The sequence below is a fragment of the Cellulomonas sp. genome (assembly GCF_015234515.1).
In the GTDB taxonomy this organism is placed as follows: Bacteria; Actinomycetota; Actinomycetes; order Actinomycetales; family Cellulomonadaceae; genus Cellulomonas.
The window spans coordinates 183,721-209,446 of record NZ_JADGMY010000016.1 but is presented as its reverse complement, the minus strand read 5'-3'; the positions used below and the strand labels follow the sequence as shown (position 1 = coordinate 209,446).

Annotated in this window: 25 protein-coding genes; 16 read left to right on the top strand and 9 right to left on the bottom strand. The window is 73.2% G+C overall.

Features of this window, described 5'->3' with window-relative positions:
• Positions 1–46 precede the first annotated feature (46 nt).
• From IR158_RS06750 to IR158_RS06720, 7 genes are all read left to right on the top strand, one after another.
• The gene (locus tag IR158_RS06750) at positions 47–1,435 is read left to right on the top strand and encodes an extracellular solute-binding protein (RefSeq protein ID WP_291811136.1); all 1,389 of its coding nucleotides are present in this window, start codon (positions 47–49) and stop codon (positions 1,433–1,435) included.
• Between the two features lie 103 nt (positions 1,436–1,538).
• Positions 1,539–2,495 (top strand): carbohydrate ABC transporter permease, encoded by a 957-nt coding sequence (locus IR158_RS06745; RefSeq protein WP_291811135.1) that lies wholly within the window; start codon positions 1,539–1,541, stop codon positions 2,493–2,495.
• Complete coding sequence (locus IR158_RS06740; RefSeq protein WP_291811132.1) at positions 2,495–3,283, top strand: carbohydrate ABC transporter permease; 789 nt, start codon at positions 2,495–2,497, stop codon at positions 3,281–3,283. Before IR158_RS06745 ends, IR158_RS06740 begins: the two co-directional genes overlap by 1 nt.
• 20 nt (positions 3,284–3,303) lie before the next feature.
• The gene (locus tag IR158_RS06735) at positions 3,304–4,047 is read left to right on the top strand and encodes an SDR family oxidoreductase (RefSeq protein WP_291811130.1); all 744 of its coding nucleotides are present in this window, start codon (positions 3,304–3,306) and stop codon (positions 4,045–4,047) included.
• 37 nt (positions 4,048–4,084) lie between these two features.
• Positions 4,085–5,158, top strand: coding sequence for a Gfo/Idh/MocA family oxidoreductase (locus tag IR158_RS06730; protein ID WP_291811128.1), 1,074 nt, complete (start codon positions 4,085–4,087; stop codon positions 5,156–5,158).
• The gene (locus tag IR158_RS06725; RefSeq protein ID WP_291811125.1) at positions 5,155–5,607 is read left to right on the top strand and encodes a VOC family protein; all 453 of its coding nucleotides are present in this window, start codon (positions 5,155–5,157) and stop codon (positions 5,605–5,607) included. Before IR158_RS06730 ends, IR158_RS06725 begins: the two co-directional genes overlap by 4 nt.
• Positions 5,607–6,458 carry an amidohydrolase family protein gene (locus IR158_RS06720; protein ID WP_291811122.1) on the top strand — a complete coding sequence of 284 codons (852 nt, stop codon included), beginning with the start codon at positions 5,607–5,609 and terminating at the stop codon, positions 6,456–6,458. The genes IR158_RS06725 and IR158_RS06720 overlap by 1 nt, the downstream gene beginning before the upstream one ends.
• A gap of 97 nt (positions 6,459–6,555) precedes the next feature.
• Here the strand turns inward: IR158_RS06720 and IR158_RS06715 are convergent, their stop codons facing one another.
• The 4 genes from IR158_RS06715 to IR158_RS06700 all read right to left on the bottom strand — a co-directional run bounded on the left by IR158_RS06715 (position 6,556) and on the right by IR158_RS06700 (position 10,477).
• Positions 6,556–7,392, bottom strand: coding sequence for a MetQ/NlpA family ABC transporter substrate-binding protein (locus tag IR158_RS06715; RefSeq protein ID WP_291811120.1), 837 nt, complete (start codon positions 7,390–7,392; stop codon positions 6,556–6,558).
• A gap of 73 nt (positions 7,393–7,465) precedes the next feature.
• Positions 7,466–8,146: a methionine ABC transporter permease gene (locus tag IR158_RS06710; RefSeq protein WP_291811118.1), complete on the bottom strand. Its 681-nt coding sequence runs from the start codon at positions 8,144–8,146 to the stop codon at positions 7,466–7,468.
• Entirely contained in the window at positions 8,146–9,144 is a 999-nt protein-coding gene (locus tag IR158_RS06705; RefSeq protein ID WP_291811115.1) for a methionine ABC transporter ATP-binding protein, read from the bottom strand. The genes IR158_RS06710 and IR158_RS06705 overlap by 1 nt, the downstream gene beginning before the upstream one ends.
• A 457-nt stretch (positions 9,145–9,601) precedes the next feature.
• A complete protein-coding gene (locus tag IR158_RS06700) occupies positions 9,602–10,477 on the bottom strand; it encodes a tyrosine-protein phosphatase (RefSeq protein ID WP_291811112.1) in 876 nt (291 codons plus the stop codon).
• A gap of 190 nt (positions 10,478–10,667) precedes the next feature.
• On the opposite strand from IR158_RS06700, the gene IR158_RS06695 reads away from it, so the two are divergent.
• Entirely contained in the window at positions 10,668–11,621 is a 954-nt protein-coding gene (locus IR158_RS06695; RefSeq protein WP_291811109.1) for a DNA-formamidopyrimidine glycosylase family protein, read from the top strand.
• A gap of 217 nt (positions 11,622–11,838) precedes the next feature.
• Here IR158_RS06695 and IR158_RS06690 read toward each other — a convergent pair whose 3' ends face one another.
• Positions 11,839–12,471 (bottom strand): DUF1684 domain-containing protein, encoded by a 633-nt coding sequence (locus IR158_RS06690; RefSeq protein ID WP_291811107.1) that lies wholly within the window; start codon positions 12,469–12,471, stop codon positions 11,839–11,841.
• A gap of 57 nt (positions 12,472–12,528) precedes the next feature.
• Positions 12,529–12,732 carry a hypothetical protein gene (locus tag IR158_RS06685; protein WP_291811104.1) on the bottom strand — a complete coding sequence of 68 codons (204 nt, stop codon included), beginning with the start codon at positions 12,730–12,732 and terminating at the stop codon, positions 12,529–12,531.
• 81 nt (positions 12,733–12,813) lie between these two features.
• On the opposite strand from IR158_RS06685, the gene IR158_RS06680 reads away from it, so the two are divergent.
• From IR158_RS06680 to IR158_RS06665, 4 genes are all read left to right on the top strand, one after another.
• Entirely contained in the window at positions 12,814–13,764 is a 951-nt protein-coding gene (locus tag IR158_RS06680; protein WP_291811101.1) for an LLM class F420-dependent oxidoreductase, read from the top strand.
• A gap of 373 nt (positions 13,765–14,137) precedes the next feature.
• Complete coding sequence (locus tag IR158_RS06675) at positions 14,138–15,910, top strand: cellulose synthase catalytic subunit (RefSeq protein ID WP_291811098.1); 1,773 nt, start codon at positions 14,138–14,140, stop codon at positions 15,908–15,910.
• A gap of 49 nt (positions 15,911–15,959) precedes the next feature.
• Entirely contained in the window at positions 15,960–16,691 is a 732-nt protein-coding gene (locus IR158_RS06670) for an HlyD family efflux transporter periplasmic adaptor subunit (protein ID WP_291811094.1), read from the top strand.
• A complete protein-coding gene (locus IR158_RS06665) occupies positions 16,688–18,811 on the top strand; it encodes a glycosyl hydrolase (RefSeq protein WP_291811091.1) in 2,124 nt (707 codons plus the stop codon). The genes IR158_RS06670 and IR158_RS06665 overlap by 4 nt, the downstream gene beginning before the upstream one ends.
• Here IR158_RS06665 and IR158_RS06660 read toward each other — a convergent pair.
• Positions 18,737–20,101 carry a glycosyltransferase 87 family protein gene (locus IR158_RS06660; RefSeq protein ID WP_291811088.1) on the bottom strand — a complete coding sequence of 455 codons (1,365 nt, stop codon included), beginning with the start codon at positions 20,099–20,101 and terminating at the stop codon, positions 18,737–18,739. The genes IR158_RS06665 and IR158_RS06660 overlap by 75 nt on opposite strands.
• A 221-nt stretch (positions 20,102–20,322) precedes the next feature.
• On the opposite strand from IR158_RS06660, the gene IR158_RS06655 reads away from it, so the two are divergent.
• A complete protein-coding gene (locus IR158_RS06655; protein WP_291811086.1) occupies positions 20,323–21,717 on the top strand; it encodes a solute carrier family 23 protein in 1,395 nt (464 codons plus the stop codon).
• A gap of 31 nt (positions 21,718–21,748) precedes the next feature.
• Here IR158_RS06655 and IR158_RS06650 read toward each other — a convergent pair whose 3' ends face one another.
• The gene (locus IR158_RS06650; RefSeq protein ID WP_291811083.1) at positions 21,749–22,387 is read right to left on the bottom strand and encodes a LytR C-terminal domain-containing protein; all 639 of its coding nucleotides are present in this window, start codon (positions 22,385–22,387) and stop codon (positions 21,749–21,751) included.
• Between the two features lie 37 nt (positions 22,388–22,424).
• The gene (locus IR158_RS06645) at positions 22,425–22,721 is read right to left on the bottom strand and encodes a type II toxin-antitoxin system VapB family antitoxin (protein WP_291811082.1); all 297 of its coding nucleotides are present in this window, start codon (positions 22,719–22,721) and stop codon (positions 22,425–22,427) included.
• A gap of 150 nt (positions 22,722–22,871) precedes the next feature.
• Here IR158_RS06645 and IR158_RS06640 point away from each other — a divergent pair, with 150 nt between their 5' ends.
• From IR158_RS06640 to IR158_RS06630, 3 genes are read left to right on the top strand one after another with little or no spacing between them, the layout of a single operon-like run.
• On the top strand, positions 22,872–23,513 hold the full coding sequence (locus tag IR158_RS06640) for a CDP-alcohol phosphatidyltransferase family protein (protein WP_291811079.1): 642 nt from the start codon (positions 22,872–22,874) through the stop codon (positions 23,511–23,513).
• Entirely contained in the window at positions 23,510–24,445 is a 936-nt protein-coding gene (locus tag IR158_RS06635; protein ID WP_291811076.1) for a phosphatidate cytidylyltransferase, read from the top strand. The genes IR158_RS06640 and IR158_RS06635 overlap by 4 nt, the downstream gene beginning before the upstream one ends.
• Positions 24,442–25,710, top strand: a complete 1,269-nt coding sequence (locus tag IR158_RS06630; RefSeq protein ID WP_291811074.1) for a lysophospholipid acyltransferase family protein — start codon at positions 24,442–24,444, stop codon at positions 25,708–25,710. Before IR158_RS06635 ends, IR158_RS06630 begins: the two co-directional genes overlap by 4 nt.
• Positions 25,711–25,726 lie beyond the last annotated feature (16 nt).

Here is a 25,726-nt window from a genome sequence, read left to right as displayed (position 1 = left end):
CACATCGAGCGGTCCCCATCGGCGGGGACGAGCAGAAGGAGCAGCGATGCGAACCTCAAGGACGACGGTTCAGGCACGGAGGGCGGGCATCATCGCGGCAGCAGTCGCGGTCGGCCTCCTCGCCACGGCATGCGGGGCCACGGACGGCGGAGCCGCCGGCGGTACGGAGGGCAGCGCCACCGAGGGCACGGTGACGTGGTGGGGCTGGACCCCGGACGCCCCCAACGCGGAGAAGCTGATCGCGGCCTTCAACGAGGAGTACCCCGACATCGAGGTCTCCTTCATCTCACGGCCCATCGACAGCTACGACTCGGTCCTCTCCCCGGCGCTGACGTCGTCGGACGGACCCGACGTGTTCAACGTCGCGCCGGGCTCGGCCAACGGTGGCGTCCAGACCTTCGGTGCCGGCGCGATCGACCTGACCCCCGCGGTCCAGGAGGCCCTCGGGGACGGATGGAAGGACCAGCTCGCCGAGATCGGCGTCGACGGCCTGACCGTCGACGGCAAGCTCGTCGGCCTGTCCGCCGGTGCGGTCTACTCCGGCAACCTCTGGATCAACCAGGACCTCTTCGACGAGTTCGGCCAGCAGCCGCCGACCACGCTCGAGGAGTGGAAGTCCGTGTGCGAGGCCTTCGAGGCGGGCGGCAAGGGCTGCTTCGTGCAGGGCGCCGGCCAGCACGCGTTCAACATGGACACCTTCGAGGCGATCATGGAGAACATCGAGCCCGGCCTCTACCAGAAGGCGTCGCTCGGCGAGGCCTCGTACGTCGACGGTGACTCGGGCGCCAAGTTCGCCCAGGGCATGGAGATCTGGAAGTCGCTGTTCGACGAGGGCATCATGCAGCCCGGGGCCACGGGCCTCCAGCAGTACCCCGACGCGAACAACGAGTTCTTCGCCGGCAACTACGCCATGGTGATGATGGGCTCCTGGTACACCCAGTACGCCGTCAAGGACTCGAACCTCGCGGCGCAGGAGGCCGCGGGCGTCGCGAACCCCGAGCCGATGACGATCATCCCGATCGACCTTCCGGACCTTGCCGGCACCGGCAACGTCGGCAACATGTTCGGTGACGCGGACTACGGCCTCGCCGTCTCGGCGCGCTCGCAGAACCAGGAAGCCGCGACGACGTTCGCCGTGTGGCTCACCACCTCGCAGGGCGGGCAGCAGGCCGTCGCCAACACGCTCAACAACATCCCGGCGCTCAACGGCATCACGCCGGTCTGGGACGACATCGAGCTGGCCAACCCCGAGGCCCAGGCCGAGGTGCTGTCGGCGTACACGGAGCAGGCGGCCTCGGCCACCCAGCCGCGGTTCGCGAGCGTCTCCGCCGAGCTGAACTCCGGCTTCCGCGACACCCTCGGTGAGGTCGCCGAGGGACGCATGAGCGTCGCGGACGCCCAGGCGCACCTGCAGTCGATCGTCGACGCGGAGTGACCGAGCGCAGCTGACTCCCGCCGGGCCGGCCGCGCCCTACCCTCTCGCGGCCGGCCCGACCGGGTGCACCCACCCCCCCGAACTCCCACCAGAAGGACTCCCGATGCGCAGCGACACTGCTGTCGACGCACCACGCGAGAACACCGGTGGCCCCACTCGCACCTCCGCGCAGCGTCGTCGCGGCGGAACCCTGAAGCACGTCGCGAGCGGCTACCCGTGGATCCTCCCGGCCATGATCGTCGTGGCCGGCCTGATCTACTTCTCGATCGGCTACACCGGATTCGTCTCGACCCAGAAGTGGAACGGATTCATCCTCACCCCGTCCGAGTGGATCGGGGCCGGCAACTTCCAGACCCTCGCCGGGGACCCGATGTTCCGGCGTGCTCTCGTCAACACCGCCGTCTTCTACGTCGTGACCTTCACGGTGCAGACCACGATCGGCTTCGTCTTCGCGGCGCTGATGCACTCCTCGGTCAAGCTCCGCGGGCTGTACAAGGTCATCGTCTTCGTCCCCACGGTGCTGGCGCCCGCGACGATGGCCCCCGTCTTCCGCACGATGTTCGCCAACAACGGCGAGGTCAACACGTTCCTGTCGTCGATCGGGCTGGACGGGCTGACGCACACCTGGCTCTCGGACCCCGGCACCGCGCTCGGCGTCGTCATGGCGGCGACGATCTGGCAGTGGACGGGCCTGACGTTCATCCTCTTCTACGCCGCCATGTCGCAGATCGAGCCCGAGATGCTCGAGGCGGCGCGCATGGACGGCGCGGGCAACGTCCGCAGCCTGTTCTCGATCGTGTGGCCGTCGTGCCGCGGGACGACGTTCGCCCTGGCGACGCTCGGCCTGATCGGTGCGCTCAAGACGTTCGACTGGCCCTACCTGATCTCGCCATCGGGCCTGGGCGGGGCGACCCAGTTCCTGGGCACGTACATCTACCAGACGATGATGCAGGAGAAGAACTTCGGCTACGCCGCGACGATCTCCGTCGCGCTCCTCGTCCTGGCTGTGACCTGCGGTGTCGCGATGTCGATCCGCAACCGTCGTGAGGGGAAGAGCTGATGTTCGAGGCCCGTACGAAGTCGCAGAAGCTCGTCATCCAGGTCGTCGTGACGCTCATGGCGCTGCCCTTCCTGGTCCCGCTGGTCGTGATGGTCCGCGGCTCGCTCGCCGGCCGAGGGTTCGGCAACTACGTCAAGGTCTTCGAGACCGGCGTCCTGGGCACCTACCTGCTCAACTCGGTCATCGTCTCGGTGTCGGCGATCCTCGTCGTCTGCGCATGCACCATGCTCGCCGCGTTCGGCTTCTCCAAGCTGCGCATCGCGGGCAAGGAGGTGTGGTTCTGGGCGCTGCTGCTGGCCCTGACGATGCCCGAGGCCGTGCTCCTGACGCCCCTGTTCGTCACCGCGTCCACGTTCGACATGTACAACCAGCTCATCGCCGTGATCCTGCCGATCGCGGCCCTGCAGATCCCGTTCGCGACGCTGCTGGCCCGCAACTTCTTCGACGGCATCCCGAACGAGCTCATGGAGGCCGCGCGCGTCGACGGCGCCAGCGTCTGGCAGGTGTTCCGGCGGATCATGCTGCCGCTGACCAAGCCGATCGCCGCCGCGATCGTGGTGCTCACGCTGATCGCCGCGTGGAACGCGTACCTGCTCCCGCTGCTCATGCTGAACAGCCCGGACCGCCAGGTGCTGACCCTGCTGCCGTCGTTCTTCATCAGCCAGTACACGAACGACCAGACCGGCGTGCTCGCGGCTGCGGTCATCGCGGCGCTGCCGATGGTCATCGCCTACCTCTCACTGCAGAAGTACTTCGAACGCGGGCTCGCCGCGGGTGCCCTGAAGTGACCGTCCCGAAGGAGAGAAGCATGGGTCTGCTCGAAGGCAAGCTCGCCGTCGTCACCGCCGGCACCGCCGGCATCGGCAAGGCGGTGGCCACCCGGTTCATCGCCGAGGGTGCGACCGTCGTCGTCACCTCGCCGTTCCCCGACGAGGTCGCGGCCGCGGCCGCGGAGCTCGGGCCCCAGGCCGTCGGCGTCGTCGGGGACGCCGCCGACCTGGGCGACCTGGACGCGCTCGCCGCGGCCGTCGCCGCCACCGGCCGACGCATCGACGTGCTGCACGTCAACGCCGGCCGCGACGTCGAGGCGACCGACGTCGCCGACATGACGCCCGAGAAGTTCGACGCCGTCGCGGGGCTCACGTTCCGCGGCGCGCTGTTCACCGTCCAGCGGCTCCTGCCGCAGATCGCCGACGGCGCGTCGATCGTCCTGACCTCCTCGATCGCCGGGACGAACGGCGGCCCCGGTCACGCCGTCTACAACGCGAGCAAGGCGGCCGTGCGGTCGCTGGCCCGCACGCTGACCGCCGAGCTGGGCCCCCGCGGCATCCGCGCCAACGCCGTGAGCCCCGGGCCGACGCGCACGGCGTTGTTCGAGCAGTTCACGGGTGGTTCCGCCGACGTCGAGGCCGCCGTGACCGAGCAGATCCCGCTGCGCCGGGTCGGCCGGCCCGAGGAGATCGCCGCCGTGGTGACGTTCCTCGCGTCCGACGAGTCGAGCTTCGTCGCGGGCGTCGAGCTGACCGTCGACGGCGGCATGAGCCAGGTCTGAGTTTTTCCGTCAACGCATCACCGAAAGGACCGCTCACATGAGCAACCCCATCCGTTTCGCCGTGATCGGCACCGGCTGGCGCGGCCAGTTCCACCTGCGGGTGGCCGCGGCCGACCCGTCGCGCCTCGAGGCCGTCGCCGTCATGGCGGTCGACCAGGCCCAGGCCGACATGATCCACTCCGCGTACGGCGTGCCCGCCGTGACGTCGCTCGACGAGCTGCTCGCCTACGAGCCCGAGTTCGTCGTGGCGGCGGTGTCGTGGCCGGCCATGCCCGGGCTGCTCAAGGAGCTCACCGCCCGCGGCGTCAAGGTCATGGGCGAGACCCCGCCCGCCCCCGACCTGGCAGGGCTGCGCGACCTGTGGACGACGATCGAGGACCAGTCGCTGGTCCAGGTGGGCGAGCAGTACGTCCTCATGCCCGGGCACGCCTCGCGGCTCGCGGTCCTCGGCGCCGGCCTCCTCGGCGTCCCGCAGTCCGTGGAGATCGCCTCGACGCACCTGTACCACGCGACCTCGCTCATGCGTGCCTTCCTCGACGTCGACATGGAGCGGACCGTCGTGTCCGGCCGCACCTTCGACACCAGGATGACGCTGCCGCTGACCTTCGACGGCTGGGTCACGGAGCCGCAGCCCGAGGTCCAGGCCTCCACGTACGCGACGCTCGACTTCGGCGACGGACGCGTCGGCGTGTACAACTTCGTCAACATGCAGTGGTGGAACCCGCTGCTGTCCCGTCGCATCGTCGTGCGCGGCACCCTGGGTGAGATGGTCGACGACACGGTCGTCCGCTGGGACGGCACCGACCCGATCACCTCGCGCATCGAGTACCGCCGCACCGGCGTCGACATGAACCTCGAGGGCAACGAGGTGGTGCACACGTCGTTCGACGGCAAGATCCTGTGGCGCAACGCCTGCGTCGGCACCCGCCTGTCGGAGGACGACGTGGCCGTGGCCGACCACCTGGTCGCCGTCGGCGCCTGGGCGCGCGGCGAGGCCGTCGGCCCGTACTCCCTCGCGTCGGCCTGCCAGGACCACGCGCTCGGTCTGGCGATCGAGGAGTCCGCTCGCACGCACCAGGACGTCGTCGTCGAGGGGGAGCCGTGGGCATGAAGCACCCCGTCACGCTCGGCGGTCTGATCCAGGTCGCGATCGTCGTCGAGGACATGGACAAGGCGCTCGACCACTGGTGCGAGCTGTTCGCCATCGAACGGCCGGAGGTGCGCGTGATGGGGCTGCCGAACGCCGACGAGACCTACCGCGGCGAGCCGGCGAGCTACGGCATGCAGCTCGCCGTCATCGAGGTACCGGGGCAGCCGGTCGTCATCGAGCTCATGGCGCCCGACGACAACCCGTCGACCTTCCGCGAGTTCCTCGACAAGCACGGCGAGGGCGTGCACCATCTCGGCTTCGCGGTGGGCGACGCGCGTGACGCCGTCGTCGGCGAGCTGGCGGAGCGCGGCCACGCGCTCCGGGTCGAGGCGTTCTACCCGGGCGGCTCGTGGACCGTCGTCGACACCGAGGACGTCCTGGGCGTCAACCTCAACATCAAGCCCGCCTGATGTTCGTCGACACCCACGTGCACCTGTGGGACCGGCGCGACCGGGACCTCGGGTACGGGTGGCTGGACGGCGACGGGTTCCCCTACGGGGACCTCGTCGCCGTCCGGGCGCCCCGGTTCTCCGTGCCCGAGCTGCGCGCGGAGGGCCGGCTGGCCGGCCTGACGAAGGTCGTGCACATGAACGCCGCGTTCGACGCCGCGGACCCCGTGGCCGAGACCGCGTGGCTGCAGCAGCTGTCGGACGAGACCGGCTGGCCGAACGCGGCCGTCGTCACGTGCGATCTCGCGGCCCGTGACGCGGCGGAGCAGCTGGGTCGCCATGCACGGCACGCGGTGTTCCGCGGCGTGCGGGAGATGGGCCCCGCGACGCGGTTCGCGGACCCGGCGTTCCGGCGTGGGTACGCCGCGCTGGGGCGTGCGGGCGGGCTCTTCCTCCACACCGTGGGGTGGCAGGACGCAGGACTCGCGCTCGACCTGGTGCGCGCGCACCCCGAGGTGACGTTCGTGCTCGACCAGGCCGGGATGCCGCAGGACCGCAGCCCGCAGACGTGGACGGCCTGGACGGGCATGCTTCGGGCGCTCGCCGCCGAGCCCAACACGCTGTGCAAGGTGTCGTCGCTGGGCATGGTCGAACCGGGCTGGACGCCGCAGTCGCGGCGGCCGTGGGTGCTCGCCTGCATCGAGGCGTTCGGCTCACGCCGGGTGTTCCTGGGCACGAACTGGCCGGTCGAGCGGCTGTACTCGAGCTACACCGACGTCGTGGAGGCCTACCGCACGGCGGTGAGCGAGCTGACGGCCACCGAGCAGTGCGACGTGCTCGCCGGGACCGCGGAGCGTGTCTTCCGGATCTGACGCCCCGCCCGCCGAGCGCGGCACACACCGGTCGAGCGCGGTACTCGTGTCCCCCGCGCTCGACCGGTGTGTACCGCGCTCGGCGGGGTGGGGTGGGTCAGAAGGCGGGGATGATCTCGCCGTCGGGCCAGCGCTCCTCGATGAAGGCGCGGACCTCGTCGGAGCGCAGCAGCTCGTCGAGCGTCGCGAGGGCCTCGTCGTCGGCGTCCTGCGAGCGGAAGGCGACGAAGTTGGCGTACGGGCTGTCCTCACCGGACTCGAGCACGATCGCGTCCTTGGCGGGGTTCAGCCCGGCCTCGAGCGCGTAGTTGCCGTTGATGATCGCGGCGTCGAGGTCCTGCAGGGACACCGCGAGCTGCTCGGGTGCGGTCTCGACGAACTCGAGGTCCTTCGGGTTCTCGGCGATGTCGAGCAGCGTCGGGTCGCCGTCGGTCTCGGCGAGCTCGATGAGACCGGCCTGCACGAGCAGGTCCAGCGCGCGCGCCTGGTTGCCCGGGTCGTTGGTGATGCCGATGACGCCACCGGTCGCGATGTCCTCGACCGACTCGACCTTCTCGGAGTAGATGCCGTAGGGCTCGATGTGCACACCGGGGAAGTGGTCGAACTCGAAGCCGTTCTCCTCGACCTGCGCCTCGAAGTACGGCAGGTGCTGGAAGTAGTTCGCGTCGAGCTCGCCCTCGGCGAGCGCCGTGTTCGGCAGCACGTAGTCGGTGAACTCCCGGATGTCGAGCTCGATGCCCGCGTCGGCGGCGAGCTCGTCCTGCACGAACTGCAGGATCTCGGCGTGCGGGACGGGGCTCGCGCCGACGACGATCGTGGTCACGCCGTTCGACCCGGCCGCGTCGTCCGTCGCGCCGGTGTCGTCGCCCGCGCAGCCGGCCATCACCAGGGCAGCGGCGGACAGGACGGCTGCGGCTCGGACGGTGCTCTTCATGTGCGGTGTTCCTCTCGGTGTCGCCCCCGGGTCGGGGGCAGGTCTGCGGGCCGCGGGTCGCGGCGGGGTGCGCTCAGCGGTGGTCGAGCCGGCGTGCGACGGCGTCGCCGACGACCTGCACGACGGTGACGAGGACGACGATGACGACCACGGACGTGTAGAGCACGACAGGGTCGAAGCGCTGGAAGCCGTACGTGATCGCGAGGAAGCCGAGGCCGCCACCGCCGATCGCACCGGCCATCGCGGAGTACCCGATGAGCGCGATGACGGTCACGGTGAGCCCGGACACGATGCTCGGCAGCGCCTCACGGACCAGCACGGTCCACAGGATCTTCGGCGTGGTCGACCCCATGACGCGTGCCGCCTCGACCTTGCCGGGGGCGACGTCGCGCACCGCGGTCTCGACGAGCCGGGCGAAGAACGGGATGGTGCCGATGCTCAGGGGCACGACGGCCGCCTCCCAGCCGAGCGACGTCCCGACGATCGCGCGCGTCAGCGGGATGACGGCGACGGCCAGGATGATGAACGGCAGCGAGCGCAGCACGTTGACGACGAACCCGAGCACCTGTGCGACGGGCCGGTTCGGCAGCAGGCCGTCGGGGGCGAGCGAACGCAGCAGCAGCCCCAGCGGCAGCCCGAGCAGCACGGTGACGAGCGCGGACAGACCGACCATCTGCAGCGTCTCGAGCGTCGCCTCGGGGAGCTTCTCGAGGATCACGCGGTTGGTCGTGAGCTCGGTCCACAGGTCGTTCATCACGCCACCTCCTGCTCGGTCACGGGGGCGGCGAGCGGGTCGAGCCCGGCGGCGCGCAGCCGGGCGACGACGTCGTCGGTGCGGGCTGCGGGGGTGTCGACGATGAGCCGGCCGACGCGGACGCCGGCGAGCGGCTCGACGGTCGCGGACAGCACCTCGACGTCGTCACCGAGCGCGGCGACGGCGGCGAAGGCCGTGCTCGTCGCGACCGCGTCCGTGGCGTAGACGGCCTCGACGAGCCGCCGCCGCCGAGCGCGCGGCACGTCGGGGACGGGGACGAGCGCGCGGGACAGCGGTGAGCCGACCTCCGTGACGACCTGCGCGAGCGGCCCGGACTGGACGACACGGCCGTGCTCGAGCAGCGTCACGGCGTCGCAGACCTCACGGACGACCGCGGGCTCGTGCGTGATGACGACGACGGTGATGCCGAGGCGGTCGCGCAGGTCGCGGACGAGGCCGAGGATCTGGCGGGTGGTCTCGCCGTCGAGCGCGGACGTGGGCTCGTCGCACAGCAGCACACCGGGCTCGGTGGCCAGGGCCCGCGCGATGCCGACGCGCTGCTTCTGCCCTCCGGAGAGCTGCGCGGGGTACGCCGACGCGCGGTCGCCCAGGCCGACGAGGTCGAGCAGCTCGGCCACGCGTGCCGCACGCTGCGGACGCCGCACGCCTGCGACCTCCAGCGGGTAGGCGACGTTGGCGGCGATGGTGCGGGAGTCGAGCAGGTTGACGTGCTGGAACACCATGCCGGTCTGGCGGCGCGCGGTGCGCAGGTGCTTCTCCGGCAGGTCGGAGATCGTGACGCCGTCGACGGTGACCGTGCCGGACGTGGGCCGCTCGAGGCCCGTCAGGCAGCGGATGAGCGTCGACTTGCCGGCGCCGGAGCGCCCGACGATGCCGTGCACGGTGCCGCGTTCGACGGTGAGGTCGATGCCGTCGAGCGCGACGACGTCCCCGTCGGGGGACGGGTAGACCTTGCGGAGGCCGGACAGCTTGATCACGGGGGTCCTCGGGGTGCGGTGCCACGACGCGGCCGGGCGCGGCGGCGACGGTGCAGGGAGGGGGTGACCCGGGCCGGCGTGCGGGAGCGGGTCAGGGGGGCGCGACGGGCGCGCGGGGGGTCGCGGTCAGCGACACATTCGGGCACGACAGCGGCAGGCGGCGCCGGCGTGGGCCGGTCGCGCCGCGTGCGTGTCGAGGTGTGCCATGCCGGTGATGCAAGCACGCGGCCTCGACGGGGGCTGCGCGGGTCTCACGAAGTGGACGCCCCCTGCGGATGGTGCCACGACGCAGCGGCGGGCGTCGGTGCTGGTAGAACTGCAGGTCAGCGCTTCGGGTGACGATGGAGGAGGTGGTCTCGGGCGGCCACGTCGGACATCCCGGCGGGCCACATCGTGAGACGGCATACCGGAAGGCGGACTCCCCGGGTCGTCCTGGCGGGGGTCGTCTCCGGGTGCATCAGTCGAGCAGGACGTCGCGCAGCGTCGCCACCTCGTCGTCACGCAGCCCCAGCCCGTCGCGCAGGTACCCGCCGAACGAGCCGAACCGCTCGGTCACCGCACCGAGCGCCGCGTCCAGGTACTCCTCGCGCACCTCCAGCAGCGGCACCAGCAGGTCCGGGTCGCCGCCGACGTCCGCGAACTGCTGCAGGAACGGCGCGTACATCGCGCGCACGGCCGGGTTCACCGCGAGGTACTCCTCGCGCACCTGCTCCTCCTCGACACCCGTCGCGAGCAGCAGCACCGTCGTGGCCCAGCCGGTGCGGTCCTTGCCGGCTGTGCAGTGGTACAGCACCGGTCCCGCCGCCGAGTCGAGGAAGCGCCGCACCAGCGTGGCGTACCCGGCCCGTCCGGCGTCGCTCGTCACCAGGCCGACGTAGGTGCGGCGCATCGCGGCGGGCGGGTCGAGCGCGGCGAGCACCCGCTGCGCCTCCTGCGGGCGCTGCAGGATCTCGCCCAGGTCGGCCGCCGGCGCGTCCGGGGCGGCCGCGACGACGTCGGCGTGCACACCCGTCGCGCCCGCGGGCAGCACGTCGGGGGCGGCCGCGCGCTCCGCGGACGTGCGCAGGTCGACGACGGTCCGCACACCGAGCCGGGCGACCACCGGGTCGTCCGCCACGGCGGGCGCCCGCAGCTCGGCGGACCGGAACGCCACACCGCGCCGTACCGTGCGGCCGTCGGACGTCGTCCGCCCGCCCACGTCGCGCAGGTTCGCCAGGGCGTCCGTCGCCAGGACGTGCGGGTCGGCGGCCGCAACGGCGGCCGAGCGCGCGTCGGGCACGGGCTCGCCGTGCGGGGTCGTCGGCGGGTGCGGAGGCAGCGTCACGTCGTCCACGGCGCCACCCTCGCACACCCCCGCCCCGCGCACCCCCACATCCCGTCCCACGTTCGCCGAGCGCGGGGGAAGGCCGCCGAGCGCGGGGGACGTATGACCCGCGCTCGGCACGTTTCCCCCGCGCTCGGCGGCGACGGGACCGGTGGCGACGGGGGGCGTCGTGGCGGGTGCCGCGTCGTAGGGTTGCGGCGTGCCGGAGGGTCATACCGTTCACCGCATCGCGCGTCAGATGGCGCTGGACCTCGTCGGACGGCCGCTGGCCGTCTCGTCGCCGCAGGGGAGGTTCGCCGCCGGCGCCGCGCGGCTCGACGGGCGGACGATGACGAGCGCGACGGCGGTCGGCAAGCAGCTGTTCGCCACCTTCGACTCGGGCGACGTGCTGCGCGTGCACCTCGGCCTGTACGGCGCATGGGACCTGTACGGCGACGTCAGCCCGCTGGGTGACGGCGCCCGGGCGCGCAGCAGCCTGGGTGCGCCGCGAGTTCGCCCCGGCGCGGTGATGGACGCCCAGCCCTCCACGCGGCGCCTGCGCATGGGTGAGGCCGAGTCGGTGCTCATGGTCGACCAGGACGCGTGGCCGCCCCCGCCGATCGGGCAGGTGCGGGTGCGCCTCGACTCCGGCACGGTGGTCGCCGACCTGCGCGGGCCCACGGCGTGCGAGGTGCTGACGGCCGACGAGGCGGCGCTGGTCCGCGACCGTCTCGGCCCCGACCCGCAGACCGTCGACGACGTCGATGCCGCAGGTCAGGTCGTCGTCGACCGCGTGACGCGCCGGAACGTCGCGGTCGGCCAGCTCCTCATGGACCAGTCGGTCGTCGCCGGCATCGGCAACATCTACCGCGCCGAGCTGCTGTTCCGTGCGCGTCTGGACCCGTGGACCCCGGGGCGCCGGGTGCCGGCGGACGTCGTGCGGGCGATCTGGCAGGACTGGGCCCGGCTCCTCGCCGACGGCATCCGCGACGGCCTCATCCTCACGCGCGAGGATCTGGACGCAGCGGGCCGCGCGGCGGCGCTGCACGACCCGACGCTGCGCCACTGGGTCTACGGCCGCGGTGGCCTGCCGTGCCGGGTCTGCGGCACGCCGGTCCTGGTCGAGGAGATGGCGACCCGCAAGCTCTACCGCTGCCCCCGCTGCCAGACCTGACCACCACCCACGACCCCGCCCACGACCCCGACCTCGACGTTCGGCGGCTTTCGAGGCCGCAGAAGCCGCTCAAGGTCGAGTTCGCCGGAGGGAGTCGGTGAGGTGGGCGGGAGGGCTGAGGTCGGGGGGCCGGGGCAGGAGGGCTGGGGGCGGGGTCGGGTCAGGGGGGTGGCGGGGGCGGGGTCGGGTCAGGGGAGTGGCGGGGGGCGGGGTCGGGTCAGGGGGGTGGCGGGGTGCGCTCGCCGACGGGGAGCTCGGTCGGCAGGGTGTTGGCGCGCGTCGCCAGGGGGCACGACCACGTCGGGTCGTACGCGCAGGAGGGGTTGTACGCGAAGTTCAGGTCGACGACGAGCCGGCCGACGTGGTCGCACCCGAGGTCGGCGCCCTTGATCGTGTCGAGCAGGTACCGGCCGCCGCCGAACGTGCCGCGCCCGGCGAGCGCGTCACGCACGGGCAGGAACAGCCCACCGCCGTACCCGCGCAGCGACCACAGCGTGAGGGTGCCCAGCCGCCCCAGCGCGACGGTCCCCACGCGGTCGAACCCGACCACGCCGTCGGTGTCCGTCGCGAGGTCGAGCCGCTGCTGCCCGGCCGGCTCCACCTCGACCTCGAGCCGGTACGTGGGGTCGTAGGGGGCGACGTCCAGGCCGGCGAAGTCGGCGCGGGCGTCCGCCGTCAGCGGCGACGCGGGGTGGGAGGCGAACAGCTCGTCACGCTCCTGGACCCACACGGCGTGCGCCTGCGCGGGGTCGTGCGCGGCGAGCGACCGCACGAGCGCGTAGGTCTCGGCCGTGCGTCGTCGCCAGTCCGCGAGCTCCAGCGCGGCGACGAGCGGGGTAGCGGCGTGCATCCGACCACCGTCCCAAGACCGGGGCGCTCGCGCACGTCGAACCGGTCCGGCGGCGCCTCAGCCGGGGCGCCGTGCGCGACGCAGGCGGCGCACCTCGCGCAGCGCGAGAGCGGCCGCCACGGCCGCGGGAACCAGTGCGGCGGGCCGCCCGCGCAGCGCCACGACGAGGCACACGAGCACGACGAGCCCGCACACGACGACGAGGAGCAGCGACGACCACCGGACGGCCCGCAGGCCCCGGCCAGGCTTCCACCAGCGCACCGGGTGACCGTACCCGGCGCACGGTGCGGTGCGCGCGCCCCCCACCGGTACCTGCGGGACGTGCGTGCGAGGCTGGCGCGCATGGATCTGCGCATCTTCACCGAGCCCCAGCAGGGCGCCACCTACGACGATGTCCTCGCGGTCGCCCGCGCGACGGAGGACCTCGGCTTCGACGCGTTCTTCCGCTCCGACCACTACATGACGATGGGTGGCGACGGCCTGCCCGGCCCCACGGACGCGTGGACGACGCTCGCGGGCCTGGCGCGGGAGACGAGCCGCATCCGGCTGGGCACGCTCGTGTCCTCCGCGACGTTCCGGTACCCGGGAGTCCTGGCGATCCAGGTCGCCCAGGTCGACCAGATGTCCGGCGGGCGCGTCGAGCTGGGCCTGGGCGCCGGGTGGTTCGAGGCGGAGCACGCCGCCTATGGCATCCCGTTCCCGGCCAAGCGGTTCGGCCTGCTGACCGAGCAGCTCGAGATCGTCACCGGCCTGTGGGGCACGCCGGTGGGCGAGACGTTCGACCACGCGGGCGAGCACTACACGCTCATCGACTCCCCGGCCCTGCCCAAGCCGGTGCAGCGCTCGCCGCTGGACCCGTCGCGCGCCGGCGTGCCGGTGATCGTCGGGGGTGGCGGCCCGACGCGCACGCCGCGCCTGGCCGCGCGGTTCGCAGCCGAGTACAACCAGGCGTTCCCCGAGATCGCCGACGTCCCGGGCCGCATCGCGCACGTCCGGGCGGCGTGCGTCGAGGCGGGCCGGGACCCGCAGAGCCTGGTGCAGTCCGTCGCGCTCGTGCTGTGCGTGGGCCGCGACGAGGCGGAGCTGGCGCGTCGCGCGGCGGCGATCGGCCGCGAGGTGCCCGAGCTGCGCGAGCACGGCGTCGCCGGAACCCCGGCGGAGGCGGTCGAGCGCCTCACGTGGCTCGCCGCCCAGGGGGTGCAGCGCGTGTACCTGCAGGTCCTCGACCTGGCGGACCTCGAGCACCTCCAGCTGGTGGCCGAGCAGGTGGCCCCGCACCTGCCGACCGACTGACGGTTCCGGGCCCGGCGGCCCGGCGGCCGGGCCCGGAATGTCCGGATGGTGGGACGTGTGGGGCGCCCCCGAAATGTTCACACGACTGTCATGTGAGCGCGTCGGCGCAGGTGGACACGCTTCCACGACGCCCTGGGCAGGTCGAGCGCCGGGGAGAACGACCAGTCGGACGCTCGTCTCGGATGACATCCCGCGGCGGCCGCTCCTACCTTCGGAGGCACCACGAGGGACGACGTCAGGACAGGCCCCGGACGCTCCGGGCGGCGGTCGAACCCTCGTGCACCAGGCGCCAACGAGGCCGTCGTGAACGAGACGTCGGTCCCCGGCCCGGGGGCCGTCGTCGAGCCGACGCCGACGCACCTTGGGGGCGACCGTGGCCACGACATTCGACCGACTCATCCTTGACCCACGACGGACCGACGACACGCGGCACCGTCCGCAGAGCACGCGATCGCCCGAGAACGAGGCGTCGCAGAGCCCGTCGCTCGTGCTGCTGGTCCTGCTGGCGGCTGCGGGGATCGTGATCTACGCGGGCTTCCTGCTCAACCCCGCCAACCGGGGCGACTTCCTCCCCTACGTCCTCGTGATCGTGGCGGAGACCATCCTCGTCACGCACGCGCTGCTGGCGATGTGGACCGTGCTGTCCGCGGGCTGGAACCCGCGCGGCTTCACGTTTCACCACGCTCAGGAGCGGCTGTACGACCTCGCCGAGATCATCCGTGACGGTGCCGAGGACGAACCCTGGCGCTGGCAGATGTACCTCGAGGACCGCGCCGTGACGCCCGACGTGTTCATCACGACGTACGGCGAGGACCTCGCCACGATCCGCCGCACCGTCAGCGCGGCGCTGCGGATCCAGGGCCGCCACACCACCTGGGTCCTCGACGACGGCCGCTCGGACGACGTCCGGGACCTCGCCGCCGAGCTCGGTGCCCGCTACGTCCGCCGGCTCTCGAGCGGCGGGGCCAAGGCGGGCAACATCAACCACGCGATGTCGCTCGCCCGCGGCGAGTACTTCGCGGTCTTCGACGCGGACTTCGTCCCGCGACCGGCGTTCCTGCACGAGACCGTGCCGTTCTTCGCGACGCGCGACGTCGCGTTCGTCCAGACCCCGCAGACGTACGGCAACTACGACAACGTCATCAGCCGCGGCGCGGGCTACATGCAGGCGGTGTTCTACCGGTACGTGCAGCCGGGACGGAACCGGTTCAACGCGGCCTTCTGCGTGGGGACCAACGTCATCTACCGCCGAGCGGCGGTCGACGCGATCGGCGGCATCTACACCGACTCCAAGTCCGAGGACGTGTGGACGTCGCTCATGCTGCACGAGCGCGGCTGGCGCACGGTCTACATCCCGACGACCCTCGCGGTCGGCGACACCCCGGAGACCGTCGAGGCGTACACCAAGCAGCAGCTGCGCTGGGCGACCGGCGGGTTCGAGATCATGCTCACCCACAACCCGCTGTCCCGGAAGCGCAACCTCACGATGGACCAGCGCATCCAGTACTTCGTGACGGCCACGCACTACCTGACGGGCATCGCCCCGCTGCTCCTGCTGCTCGTGCCGCCGCTGGAGATCTACCTCAACCTGTCGCCGATGAACCTCACGATGACGCCCCTGACGTGGGCGATGTACTACGCCGGGTTCTACGTCATGCAGATCCTCCTGGCGTTCTACACGCTCGGGTCGTTCCGGTGGGAGGTGCTCCTGCTCGCGTCCGTGTCGTTCCCCATCTACGTCCGGGCGCTGCTCAACGCGGTCTTCCGCCGCGAGCAGGCGTGGCACGTCACGGGGCGCAAGGGTGCCTACCGCTCACCGTTCGCGTTCATGCAGCCGCAGGTGCTCGTCTTCCAGTTCCTGCTGATCACGACCGTGGTGGCCGCGTGGAAGACGCACACGTCGGGCGTCTTCACCCTCGCGCTCGCGTGGAACGCGACCAACACCCTCATCCTGGGCGGCTTCGTCATCACCGCCTGGCGCGAGGGGCGCCGCGGGCGTGCCGAGGCGCGCGCGCGGCAGCTGGCCCTGGCCAGCCACGAGCGCGCCGCCGCGGACCTCGCGGACGACGCCGCGCTGCTCGAGCTCGACTCCGTGAGCGCGACCGAACCCGGCAGCAGCGCCGGCGCCTCGTCAGCCGCTCGCTGACGCACCCCCTGACACCCCTGACACACCCCGCTGACCGAGAGGTGACCCCATGACCTGGGCCAGCCGCATCCGCCTGCTCGCGGGCACGTTCCTCGTGCTCGTCCTCGCCTCCCTGGCGACCTACCACCTCAACGAGACCAAGGGACGCGCCACCAGCGACTCCGCCCAGATCCTGGCCGAGAGCTACGCCGTCGGCAGCCCGTACGCCGGGTTGATCGCCGACCACCTCGTCGACGTGGGCGACGTCGTCAAGGAGGGCGACCCCATGTTCGTCGTCGACTCCTCCGGCCTCACGTACGACCTCGCGAACGGCCTGGTCGTCGAGCCGCCCGAGTTCACGCGCCTCGACGACCAGGGCCGCCTCGTCCTGCTCGCGAGCGGTGACGGGCGCATCACGCAGCTCGCGGCCAAGCGCGGCACCTTCGTGCCCTCCGCCCAGACCCTGGCGACCGTCCAGCGCGCGGGCACCCTGTACGTGCAGGGCGAGTACACGCTGACCGCCAAGGAGTACGCACGTCTGCCCGACGGCGCCGACGTGACGATCACGCTGCCCAACGACGCGACCCTGGCCGGGAAGGTCGAGCGGGTCGACGTCACCACGACCGACGGGCAGGCGCAGGCCGTCGTGCGCGTCACGAGCGACGACCTCGTCGACGGTGCCGACAACGGCCTGGTCTCGGCCGGCACGCCCGTGGTCGTGCAGATCGCCCTGACGAACGACGGCGTCGTGACCACGGTCGCCGGCAAGGTCCGCAGCTATGTCGAGGGGGTGCTCGGATGACCGGGAACCGGATGGCCCTGCCGGGCCCCGCACGCACACGTCGGGCGCTCGTCCTGGGCGTCGTCGCCGCGCTCGTCGTGGTGGCGCTGCTCGTGGTGCGTCCGTGGGCGACCGGCACGATCGCGTCAGCGCCCGGGGGCTCGAACGGGGGTGCGCCGCCGGCGCCCGTCGGGGGCCCGGACGACGCGACGCCCCCGGACGTCGACGCCGCGGCGCTCACGGGTGACCTCGTGCAGGCGGCGGACGCGAAGATCGACCCCGTCCGCCTGGCCGACGGCGTCGCGCCGCCGTCGAACCGCTGGTACTCCGGTCTCGTCTTCGGCGAGGAGCTGCTGCCGGTGTTCCCGCTGCCGCTGTCGTTCGCGCTCACGCCCACCGGCTTCACGATCGGGCTGCCGGACCCGGTGACGAGCGCCAAGGCGGTCGTCGGTCCGCACGTGCCCGCCGTGAGCGTCGACGTCGGCGCCGCGTCCGCGCAGGTCGTCGCGGCGGACCCCGTCGCGGTCACCACGCGCCTGCTCGACGCGGCCGGAGCCACGATCGGCGACGTCACGGTGGCGGCCGGCTCGCCGTTCGTCTCCTTCACGGCGGCCACCGAGGTCGAGGTCGCCGCCGGCGAGGGCTTCGGTGCGCTCGAGGACGGCGTCGCCACCGCCGAGGTGGCGGGCACGACGTGGGGCCTGGCGACCTCCGACGGCACCCTCGACGGCGGCACCCTGACGCTGCCCGCGGGCGCGACGGCGGGCTGGTACGCGCTGCCCGACGACCCGTCCGACGACGCGGCCGCCGTGCTCGCCGAAGCGGCGGTCGACCCCGTCGTGGGCGTCGACGTCACCTACGGCGTCGGCGACGACGTGGCCCGCACGACGCTCACCTACCGCACGGCCGGCGCGACGCCGAGCGCGCACGTCCTCATGCGGCACCACACCACCGGCACCCAGCCGGAGCGGGACGGGTGCGGCCTGGGCACGTACCGCAGCGTGTACGGGGACCTGGAGCTGTGCGCCGGGTCGACGCTCACGTCGTACGCACCGACGCTGCGCCCGGCGGGTGCGCTCGACCTCGAGGGCATCGACGACGCGCGTCGCGACGCCGTCCTCGCGCAGCTCGAGAAGGACGTCGCCGGCACGAAGGCGTTCGGGTCCGACACGTACTTCGGCGGCAAGGACCTGTACCGGGCCGCCACGCTCGTCGTGCTCGGTGAGCAGCTCGGTGCGCAGGACACCGTGGCCGAGCTGCGCACACGCGTCGCCGACGCGCTGCGCGAGTGGGCGGAGCCCGACGGCTGCGACGAGCGCGACGCGCGCTGCTTCGTGTACGACGACGCCGCACGGTCCGTCATGGGCCGCACCGCGTCGTTCGGGTCCGACGAGCTCAACGACCACCACTTCCACTACGGGTACCTGCTGTCCGCGGCGGGCCTGCTCGGGGTGGACGACCCCGCCCTCGTCGACGACGTGCGCCCCGTGATGGACGCGCTCGCCGCCGACATCGCCGCGGCCCAGCCGTCCGAGGAGCTGCCCCAGCTGCGCACGTTCGACCCGTACGCGGGCCACGCGTGGGCGTCGGGCACGTCCCCGTTCGCCGACGGCAACAACCAGGAGTCCGCGTCGGAGGCCGTCAACGCGTGGAACGGCATCGGCCTGTGGGCCCAGGCGTCGGGACAGGACGACCTGCTGACGCAGGCCACGTGGCTCGCGTCGACGGAGGCCGCGTCGGCGCGGGACTACTGGACGGACCCGGACCTGGACCACCCGGTGACGGACGGGTTCGAGCACCGCGTCTTCGCCCTCAACTGGGGCGGCAAGCGCGACTGGGCGACGTGGTTCAGCGCCGAGCCCAGCGCGATGCTCGGCATCCTGCTCATCCCCATGGGCCCGGTGTCGGACTACCTCGCGGTCGACGTCGAGCCGGACACGATCCTCGCGGCCGTCGAGGAGGCCACGCCCGCCGGGCCGGACGTCATGTTCGGCGACTACCTGCTGATGTACCGGGCGCTCGCCGGCCCGGACGAGGCGGCGGCCGCGTGGGACGACGCGGTCGCGCTACCCGACACCTCGATCGACGGCGGCAGCTCCCGGGCCTACCTGCTGGCCTGGCTCGCGGCCCACGGCGCCTGACGCGTCGGCGGCCGGTCCCGGACCGGCCGCCGACGTGAGGTCGGGCGGACGCACGAGGTGACCCACGGCCACGACCAGCAGCACGACGAGCGCGACGTTCCGGGCGACGAGCACGGCCGTCGTCATCGGGACGCCGTCGATCACCTCCTGGTACGCCCACGGGTACACCCACTGCGTCGCGGCGGCGACCCAGAGCAGCCCGACCGCGGTCCGGCTCCACCGGCGCGCACCCAGGGCCAGTGCGACGGCGACGGGCGGCCCCAGCCAGGTGATGAACTGCGGGCTGCCGACCTTGTTCACGACGATCAGCACGAGCGTCAGCGTGAACGCGCCGCGCACGACGACCTCGGCCCGCAGCGCGTCGTCCGACCAGAACCGTGCGGCGTGGCGTCGCCGCTGCCACCACAGCAGGCCGGCCACGGCGATCACCGCGAGCGGCAGGAGCGCACCCAGGACGTCCGCGGTGGCCTGCGTGCCGGGCCCGTGGACCTCGTAGGTCACGAGGTGCATGTCGAAGTCGCGGGTGATGGTGGGCGTCCACAGGCCGGCGACCAGCCACGGTGTGGCCGCGACGGCCTCGATCTGCAGCCCGCGCGCCTCCTGGAACCGCACGAAGGACGCGACCTGGTCGCCTCCGCCCAGGGCGACGACGGTGCCCACGACCACGGCGCTCACCACGAGACCGGGCAGCACCACCTCGCGCCACGGCCGCCGGGCCGCGACCAGCAGCGCCAGCACGGCCGCACCCGGGGCGACCTTGATCCACGCGGCCGCCGTCACCAGCGCCGTCGACGTCCGCGGGTGGCGCACGGCCACGAGCAGCGCCACGAGCGACAGCGGCGCGACGACGGCGTCGAGGCGACCCATCGCCACCGGACCGAGCAGGAGCGCGAACCCGAGCCACCACGTGGCCGCCAGGCGACCGCGCCGCGCGCGCAGCAGCAGCGCGACCGCCGCCGCGTCGAGCACCGTGACGAGCGCGCACCACGCCTGCGCGTAGGCCGCCGCGGCGGACACGCCCACCAGGGCCGGCACGAGGACGGGCACGAGCGCCCCCGCCGGGTACACCCACGGCCCGTCGAGGACGGGCCACTGCCCGACGGTCAGCCCCTCCTCCGCCCACCGCCGGTAGAGGTCGACGTCGGCGAACGAGCCGGACATCGGTCCCGTGCCGAGGTACGCGAGCCAGGCGTGGACGGCCGCGAACAGCACCCAGACCAGCACGTCCTGCGCGGGGCGCGGGACGCGGGTGCGGTCGACGTGCCGCACGTCGGGTGCGTCGGGCAGCACCTCGTCGTCGGGGGAGGAGGCCGAGCGCAGGGCTCCGGGCAGGGCGACCTCCGAGAGCGTGGGGCGGACGGCGCCAGGCTACGGGATCACGTCCACCTCGCACGAGCCCCCGGCGTGCCCGGGGCCGTCGCGCGTGACGCGCCCATGGACGTCCGTCCCACCCCGTGGACGTCCGGGGTCGCTAATCTCGCGAGGGCGACCACACGCGACGAGGAGCACACATGAACGGCTGGGGCTGGACCGTGCACGGCGACGGACGGACGGTCCGACCCGGTGAGGTGGTGGCGCCCGACGAGCGCCTCAGCTGGGGGCGCACCATCGGCATCGGCATGCAGCACGTCGTCGCGATGTTCGGTGCGACGTTCCTCGTCCCCCTCCTGACGGACTTCTCCCCGCAGACGACGCTGTTCTTCTCCGCGCTGGGCACGGCGCTGTTCCTGCTGGTGACGCGCAACCGGCTGCCCAGCTACCTCGGCTCGAGCTTCGCGTTCATCGCGCCGGTCGTGGCGGCCACGGCGAGCGGCGGCCAGTCGGTCGCCGTCGGCGGCATCCTCGTCACGGGTCTCGCGCTGTTCGTCGTGGGGGTCGTCGCGCACCTCGCGGGCACGCGGTGGATCGACGCGCTCATGCCCCCGGTCGTGACGGGCACGATCGTCGCGCTCATCGGCTTCAACCTCGCGCCCGCGGCCTGGGGGTCCTGCGACGACGCGGGCGTGTGCTCGGGGTTCCGTGCCGCGCCCGTCACCGCGACGGTCACCCTGCTCGCGATCGTCCTGGTCACCGTGCTGTTCCGCGGGATCCTCGGGCGCCTGTCGATCCTCGTCGGCGTGCTCGTCGGGTACGGCGTCGCGCTGCTGCGCGGCGAGGTCGAGCTCGACGCGGTCCGCGAGGCCGCCTGGGTCGGGCTGCCGCCGTTCGTCGCACCGACGTTCGACGTGGGCGTGCTCGGGCTGTTCCTGCCGGTCGTGCTCGTGCTCGTCGCGGAGAACGTGGGGCACGTGAAGTCGGTCGCCGCGATGACCGGCAAGGACCTCGACCCCTACGTCGGTCGCGCGCTCATGGCCGACGGCCTCGCCACCACGCTCGCCGGCACCGGAGGCGGGTCCGGCACGACGACGTACGCCGAGAACATCGGCGTCATGGCCGCATCGCGCGTCTACTCGACCGCCGCGTACTGGGTGGCGGCCGCGACGGCCCTGGTGCTGGCGTTGTCGCCCAAGTTCGGGGCTCTCGTCGCGACGATCCCCGCAGGCGTGCTCGGCGGTGCCGCCGCCGTGCTGTACGGCATGATCGGGCTGCTCGGCGCGCGGATCTGGGTGCAGAACCGCGTGGACTTCTCCGCTCCCGTGAACCTCATGCCGGCCGCGGTCGCGCTCATCGTGGGCATCGCGAACTTCAGCTGGGACGTCGGCGACCTGCGGTTCGAGGGCATCGCGATCGGCACGGCCGTCGCGATCGGCCTGTACCACCTCATGCGAGGCGTGGCGCGCTGGCGCGGGACCCACGAGGAGCCGGCGACGCCCGCGTCCGTCCCCGGAGGGGACGAGCTGGCCCGTGACGGGCGATCGGGTGCGGCCGACGAGCGGCGGGGGAGCGTGACGGGCGAGGGAGCGTGACGGGCGAGGAGGCCTGACGCGCGCGGCCGGCTCAGCCCTCGGCCGACTGCTCCTCGGTGGCGGCGGCATCCGGCACGGGCGCCGTCATCTCCGCGAACGGCGTGCACCCCTCCGGCCCGACGAGGGGTGCGGCCGGGTCGAGCACGACCTCCTCCAGCGGGAGCAGGTTGGTGTACTCCTTGCCCACGATCAGGTCCAGCAGCGCGTCCGTACGGGCGTCGTTCTGCAGGATCGCGTCGGGCAGGTGGGCCTGCAGGGTGTACGCCGCCGCACTGCCTGCGGCGCCGTAGATGATCCGGGCGACACCCGTGAACGTCGACGGCGCGTTCTCCGTGACGCCGATGACGAAGCCGCGGTCCGTCAGGTCCGTGGCCGTCCTCCCCGCGAGCCCGCCGATGTTGGCGCCGTTGTAGACGTCGACGGTGATCTGGGCTGCCGGCACGGGCAGCGCACCCTCGGGCGGGCAGTAGGTGTCGACAGCGCCGGCGACCACCGTCGGCTTCACCGAGAACTCCCGCTCGAGGAAGGGCAGCGACATGCTGTCCGTGTACAGCGCGGCAGCGCCGAGGCCGGCCACGGCGAGGGAGGCGAGCAGGACGCCGAAGACGACCGCCTGCCGCTCGTGCATGTGCCGGCGCCGCAGCTCGCGCGCCCGGTCGTGGTCGCTCACGCGGTCCTGCCCTTCACCCGCCTGCGGCGCGCCGCGGTCACGACAGCACCAGGACCCGCGCGTGCAGCAGCGCGCGCTGGTGCAGGGCCGCCCGCACGGCACGGTGGAGTCCGTCCTCGAGGTACATGATCCCCTTGTACTCCACGACGTGCGCGAACAGGTCACCGTAGAACGTGGAGTCCTCGGCCAGCAGCGCCTCGAGGTCGAGGGTCCGCTTGGTCGTGACGAGGACGTCGAGCCGGACCTGCCGCGGGGGGACGTCCGCCCACTGCGCGGGCGTCGTCAACCCGTGGTCCGGGTACGGGCGCCCCTCGCCCACGGCCTTGAAGATCACGGGGCCGAGTGTAGAGGGTGCGGGCGTCGCAGCCGGGGACCGTCCGGCACACGTCACCCGTCCACCCGGCCCTCCCTCCGGTTGGGGTACCCGCCTGACGGGTGCCGGTCGCCGGTCCGTGCCGTTGGCCCTGTCGGTACAGTCGCGCGCATGTCGTCGCTGTACGCGCTCAAGCCCTGGTACACCCGGCGGCTGCACCGGTTCGTCGACGGCGCGGTGAAGCGCGGGACCTCACCCGACCTGTTCACCGCCGTGGGCGTCGCGGGGGCGGCGCTCGCGGCGGTCGCGATCGCCCTGGGCTGGTGGCCGGCCGCTCTGCTGCTGCTCGCCGTGCGGCTCGCGGGCGCCAACCTCGACGGTGCCGTCGCCCGGGCGCGCGGCGTCGCGCGGCCGTGGGGCTTCGTGCTCAACGAGCTGGGCGACCGCGTGTCCGACCTGCTGATGTTCGCGGGGCTGGCGGTCCTCGCCGTGCGCACCGGTGGTGACGCGGTGGTCGGTCTGACGCCCCTGGCGTGGGTGCTGGTCGCCGCCACGGCCGCGGCCCTGCCGACGTTCGTGGCGCTCGCGGGTGCCGGGGCGGGTGCGCCGCGGCTCAACGGCGGCCCGTTCGGCAAGACGGAGCGTTGCGCGCTCGCGGTGTTCGCGACGGCCGTCCCGACGCTGCTGCCCGGTGTGGCCGCCGTCGTGGTCGTCGGGTCGGTGCTGACCGGTGCGGTGCGCGCGCGGCGCGTGCACCACGTGCTCGGGCCGGCGGGTGCCCCCGGCGCGCGCTCCACCGAGGTCGACGCGTGAGCCTGGACCCGTCCCAGCGTCCGGGGGTCCTCGACCCGCTCGCGGCGTGGACGGGTCTGGACCGCACGGCGTACGCCCTCGACCTGCGGCTGGGCGGGTGGCACCTCGACCTCGACGGACGCGCCGTCTTCCTGCTCGCCCTCACGGCGGGGATCCTCGCGGTCGCCGCGGTCCCGGTGCTCGCGTCCCGCCGGCCGGAGCTGCGGCGGCGGTGGACGACGTGGGCGCTGATCCTGCCCGTCATCGGCATCCCCCTGTGGCTGGGCCCCGGGCCGACGACGCTGCTCGCGGTGCTGCTCGCGCTGCAGGCGGTGCGCGAGTTCGCCCGCATGACCGCCCTGCCGCGGCCCGAGACCGTGATCCTGCTGGTGCTGGCCGTCGCGTACCCGCTCGCGGCGTGGCGCGCACCGGACCTGCTCGCGCTCGTGCCGCTCGTCGCGCTCCTGTGCGCCGTGCCCGCCGTGCTCTCCGGTGACGTCGACCGCGGCGTCGAGCGGGCGACCGGCGCCGCGTTCGGGTCGATCTGGCTGTGCTGGTCGCTCGCGCACCTCGTCCTCGTCGGGTCCGACGCGTTCCTGCTGTGCTTCGCGGCCGCCGCGACCGACGTCGCGGCCTGGTGCGGGGGGCAGGGCCTCAAGAGGTTCGCGTGGGCGCGCCGGCCCCTGTCGCCGCTGAGTCCCAACAAGACCGTCGGTGGTCTCGTGGGTGCCGCCGTGGGTGGCACCATCGTGCTCCTGGTCCTCGGTGCGTTCTCGGCCGGTCTGGTGGTGGCGGTGGTCCTCGGCGGTGTGGGAGGTGACCTGGTGGAGTCCATGGTGAAGCGACGCGCGGGCGTCAAGGACGCGGGCACGTGGCTGCCCGGGTTCGGCGGGCTGCTCGACCGCATCGACTCCCTCCTGCTCGTCCTGCCGCTCGCCTGGGTGCTCGCATGAGCGCGGACGTGCCCGCCGCGGGCGAGGAGCACGGCCACACGCCCGCCGAGACGTTCCGGCGGCTGCGCCGCCGGGTCGGCCTGCCCCCGGGCTTCAACCTGGCCGGGGCCGCGCGGCACGCGATGTGGCGCAACGTGTTCCACCTCGTCGGCGGGTTCCGCGTCGTCGGCTCGGCGCCCTACGAGGCGATGGTCGTCGTCGCGAACCACCAGTCCCACGCGGACACCCCGGCGCTCATCGCGGCGTTCCCCGCGCCGTACAAGCCGGTGGTCGTCGCCGCCGGGGACTACTGGTTCGACGACCCCTGGAAGGCCCGTCTCCTCAAGCTGGCGATCGGTGCCGTGCCCGTGCAGCGCCACGGCGGGGGTGGGTACGAGTCCCTCATCGAGGGCGCGACGGAGGTGCTCGGCAGCGGGTCGAGCCTCCTGGTCTTCCCGGAGGGCACCCGCTCGACCGACGGCCGCCTGGGCCGGTTCCGCAGCGGCGCGCTGCGCATCGCGCAGGAGTTCGACGTGCCGATCCTGCCCGTGGCCGTCGTCGGCACGCGTGAGCTGCTCGCCAAGAAGGGCCGGTTGACGCCGGGCCCCGTCGAGGTCCGGGTCGGGCACCCGCTGAACCCGCACGAGCTGACGGACATGACCCCGCTCGTCGCGCAGATCGAGGGGATGCTGGCGGCCGGGCCGCCGGTGCCGTCGCGGTCGCGCACCTGGCGGGTGCTGCGCAACCACATGTCCCGGCCCGCCGGCATGGCGGGAGCGTTCGGCTGGGGGTTCGCGGAGGCCGTGAGCCTGCCCGTCACCTCCGAGATGTACCTCGTGCTCGTCGCCGCGGCGAACCCGCGCCGCGTCGTGCCGGCGGCCGGGTTCCTCGCGCTCGGGTCCGTCGCGGGCGTGCTGGTCACGCGCGCGCTGACGGCCCGCGGGGACCGGCCCCCCGCGCCCTTGACCACACCGGCGATGCGCTCGCGCGCCGCGGCCGACCTCGCGCAGGCCGGGGCCCGTGGCATCTGGCGGCAGGCGCTCAACGGCGTGCCGGTCAAGGTCTACGCAGCCGAGGCGGGCGCGGCGCACGTGCCCGCCCTGCCCCTGGCGGTGCACGCGCTCGGTGCCCGCGGTGCGCGCTCGCTGGCGGTCGGTGCGGTCGTCGGCGCGGCGGCCGGTGCCGCCGCTCCGCTGCTGCGCCGCCTGTACGGCCCGTACCTGGCGGCCGCGGGCGTGACGTTCGCGGTCGGCCTGGGCGCCGTCGTGCGGCGCTGGAGCCGCTGACGGGCGGACCGTCCTC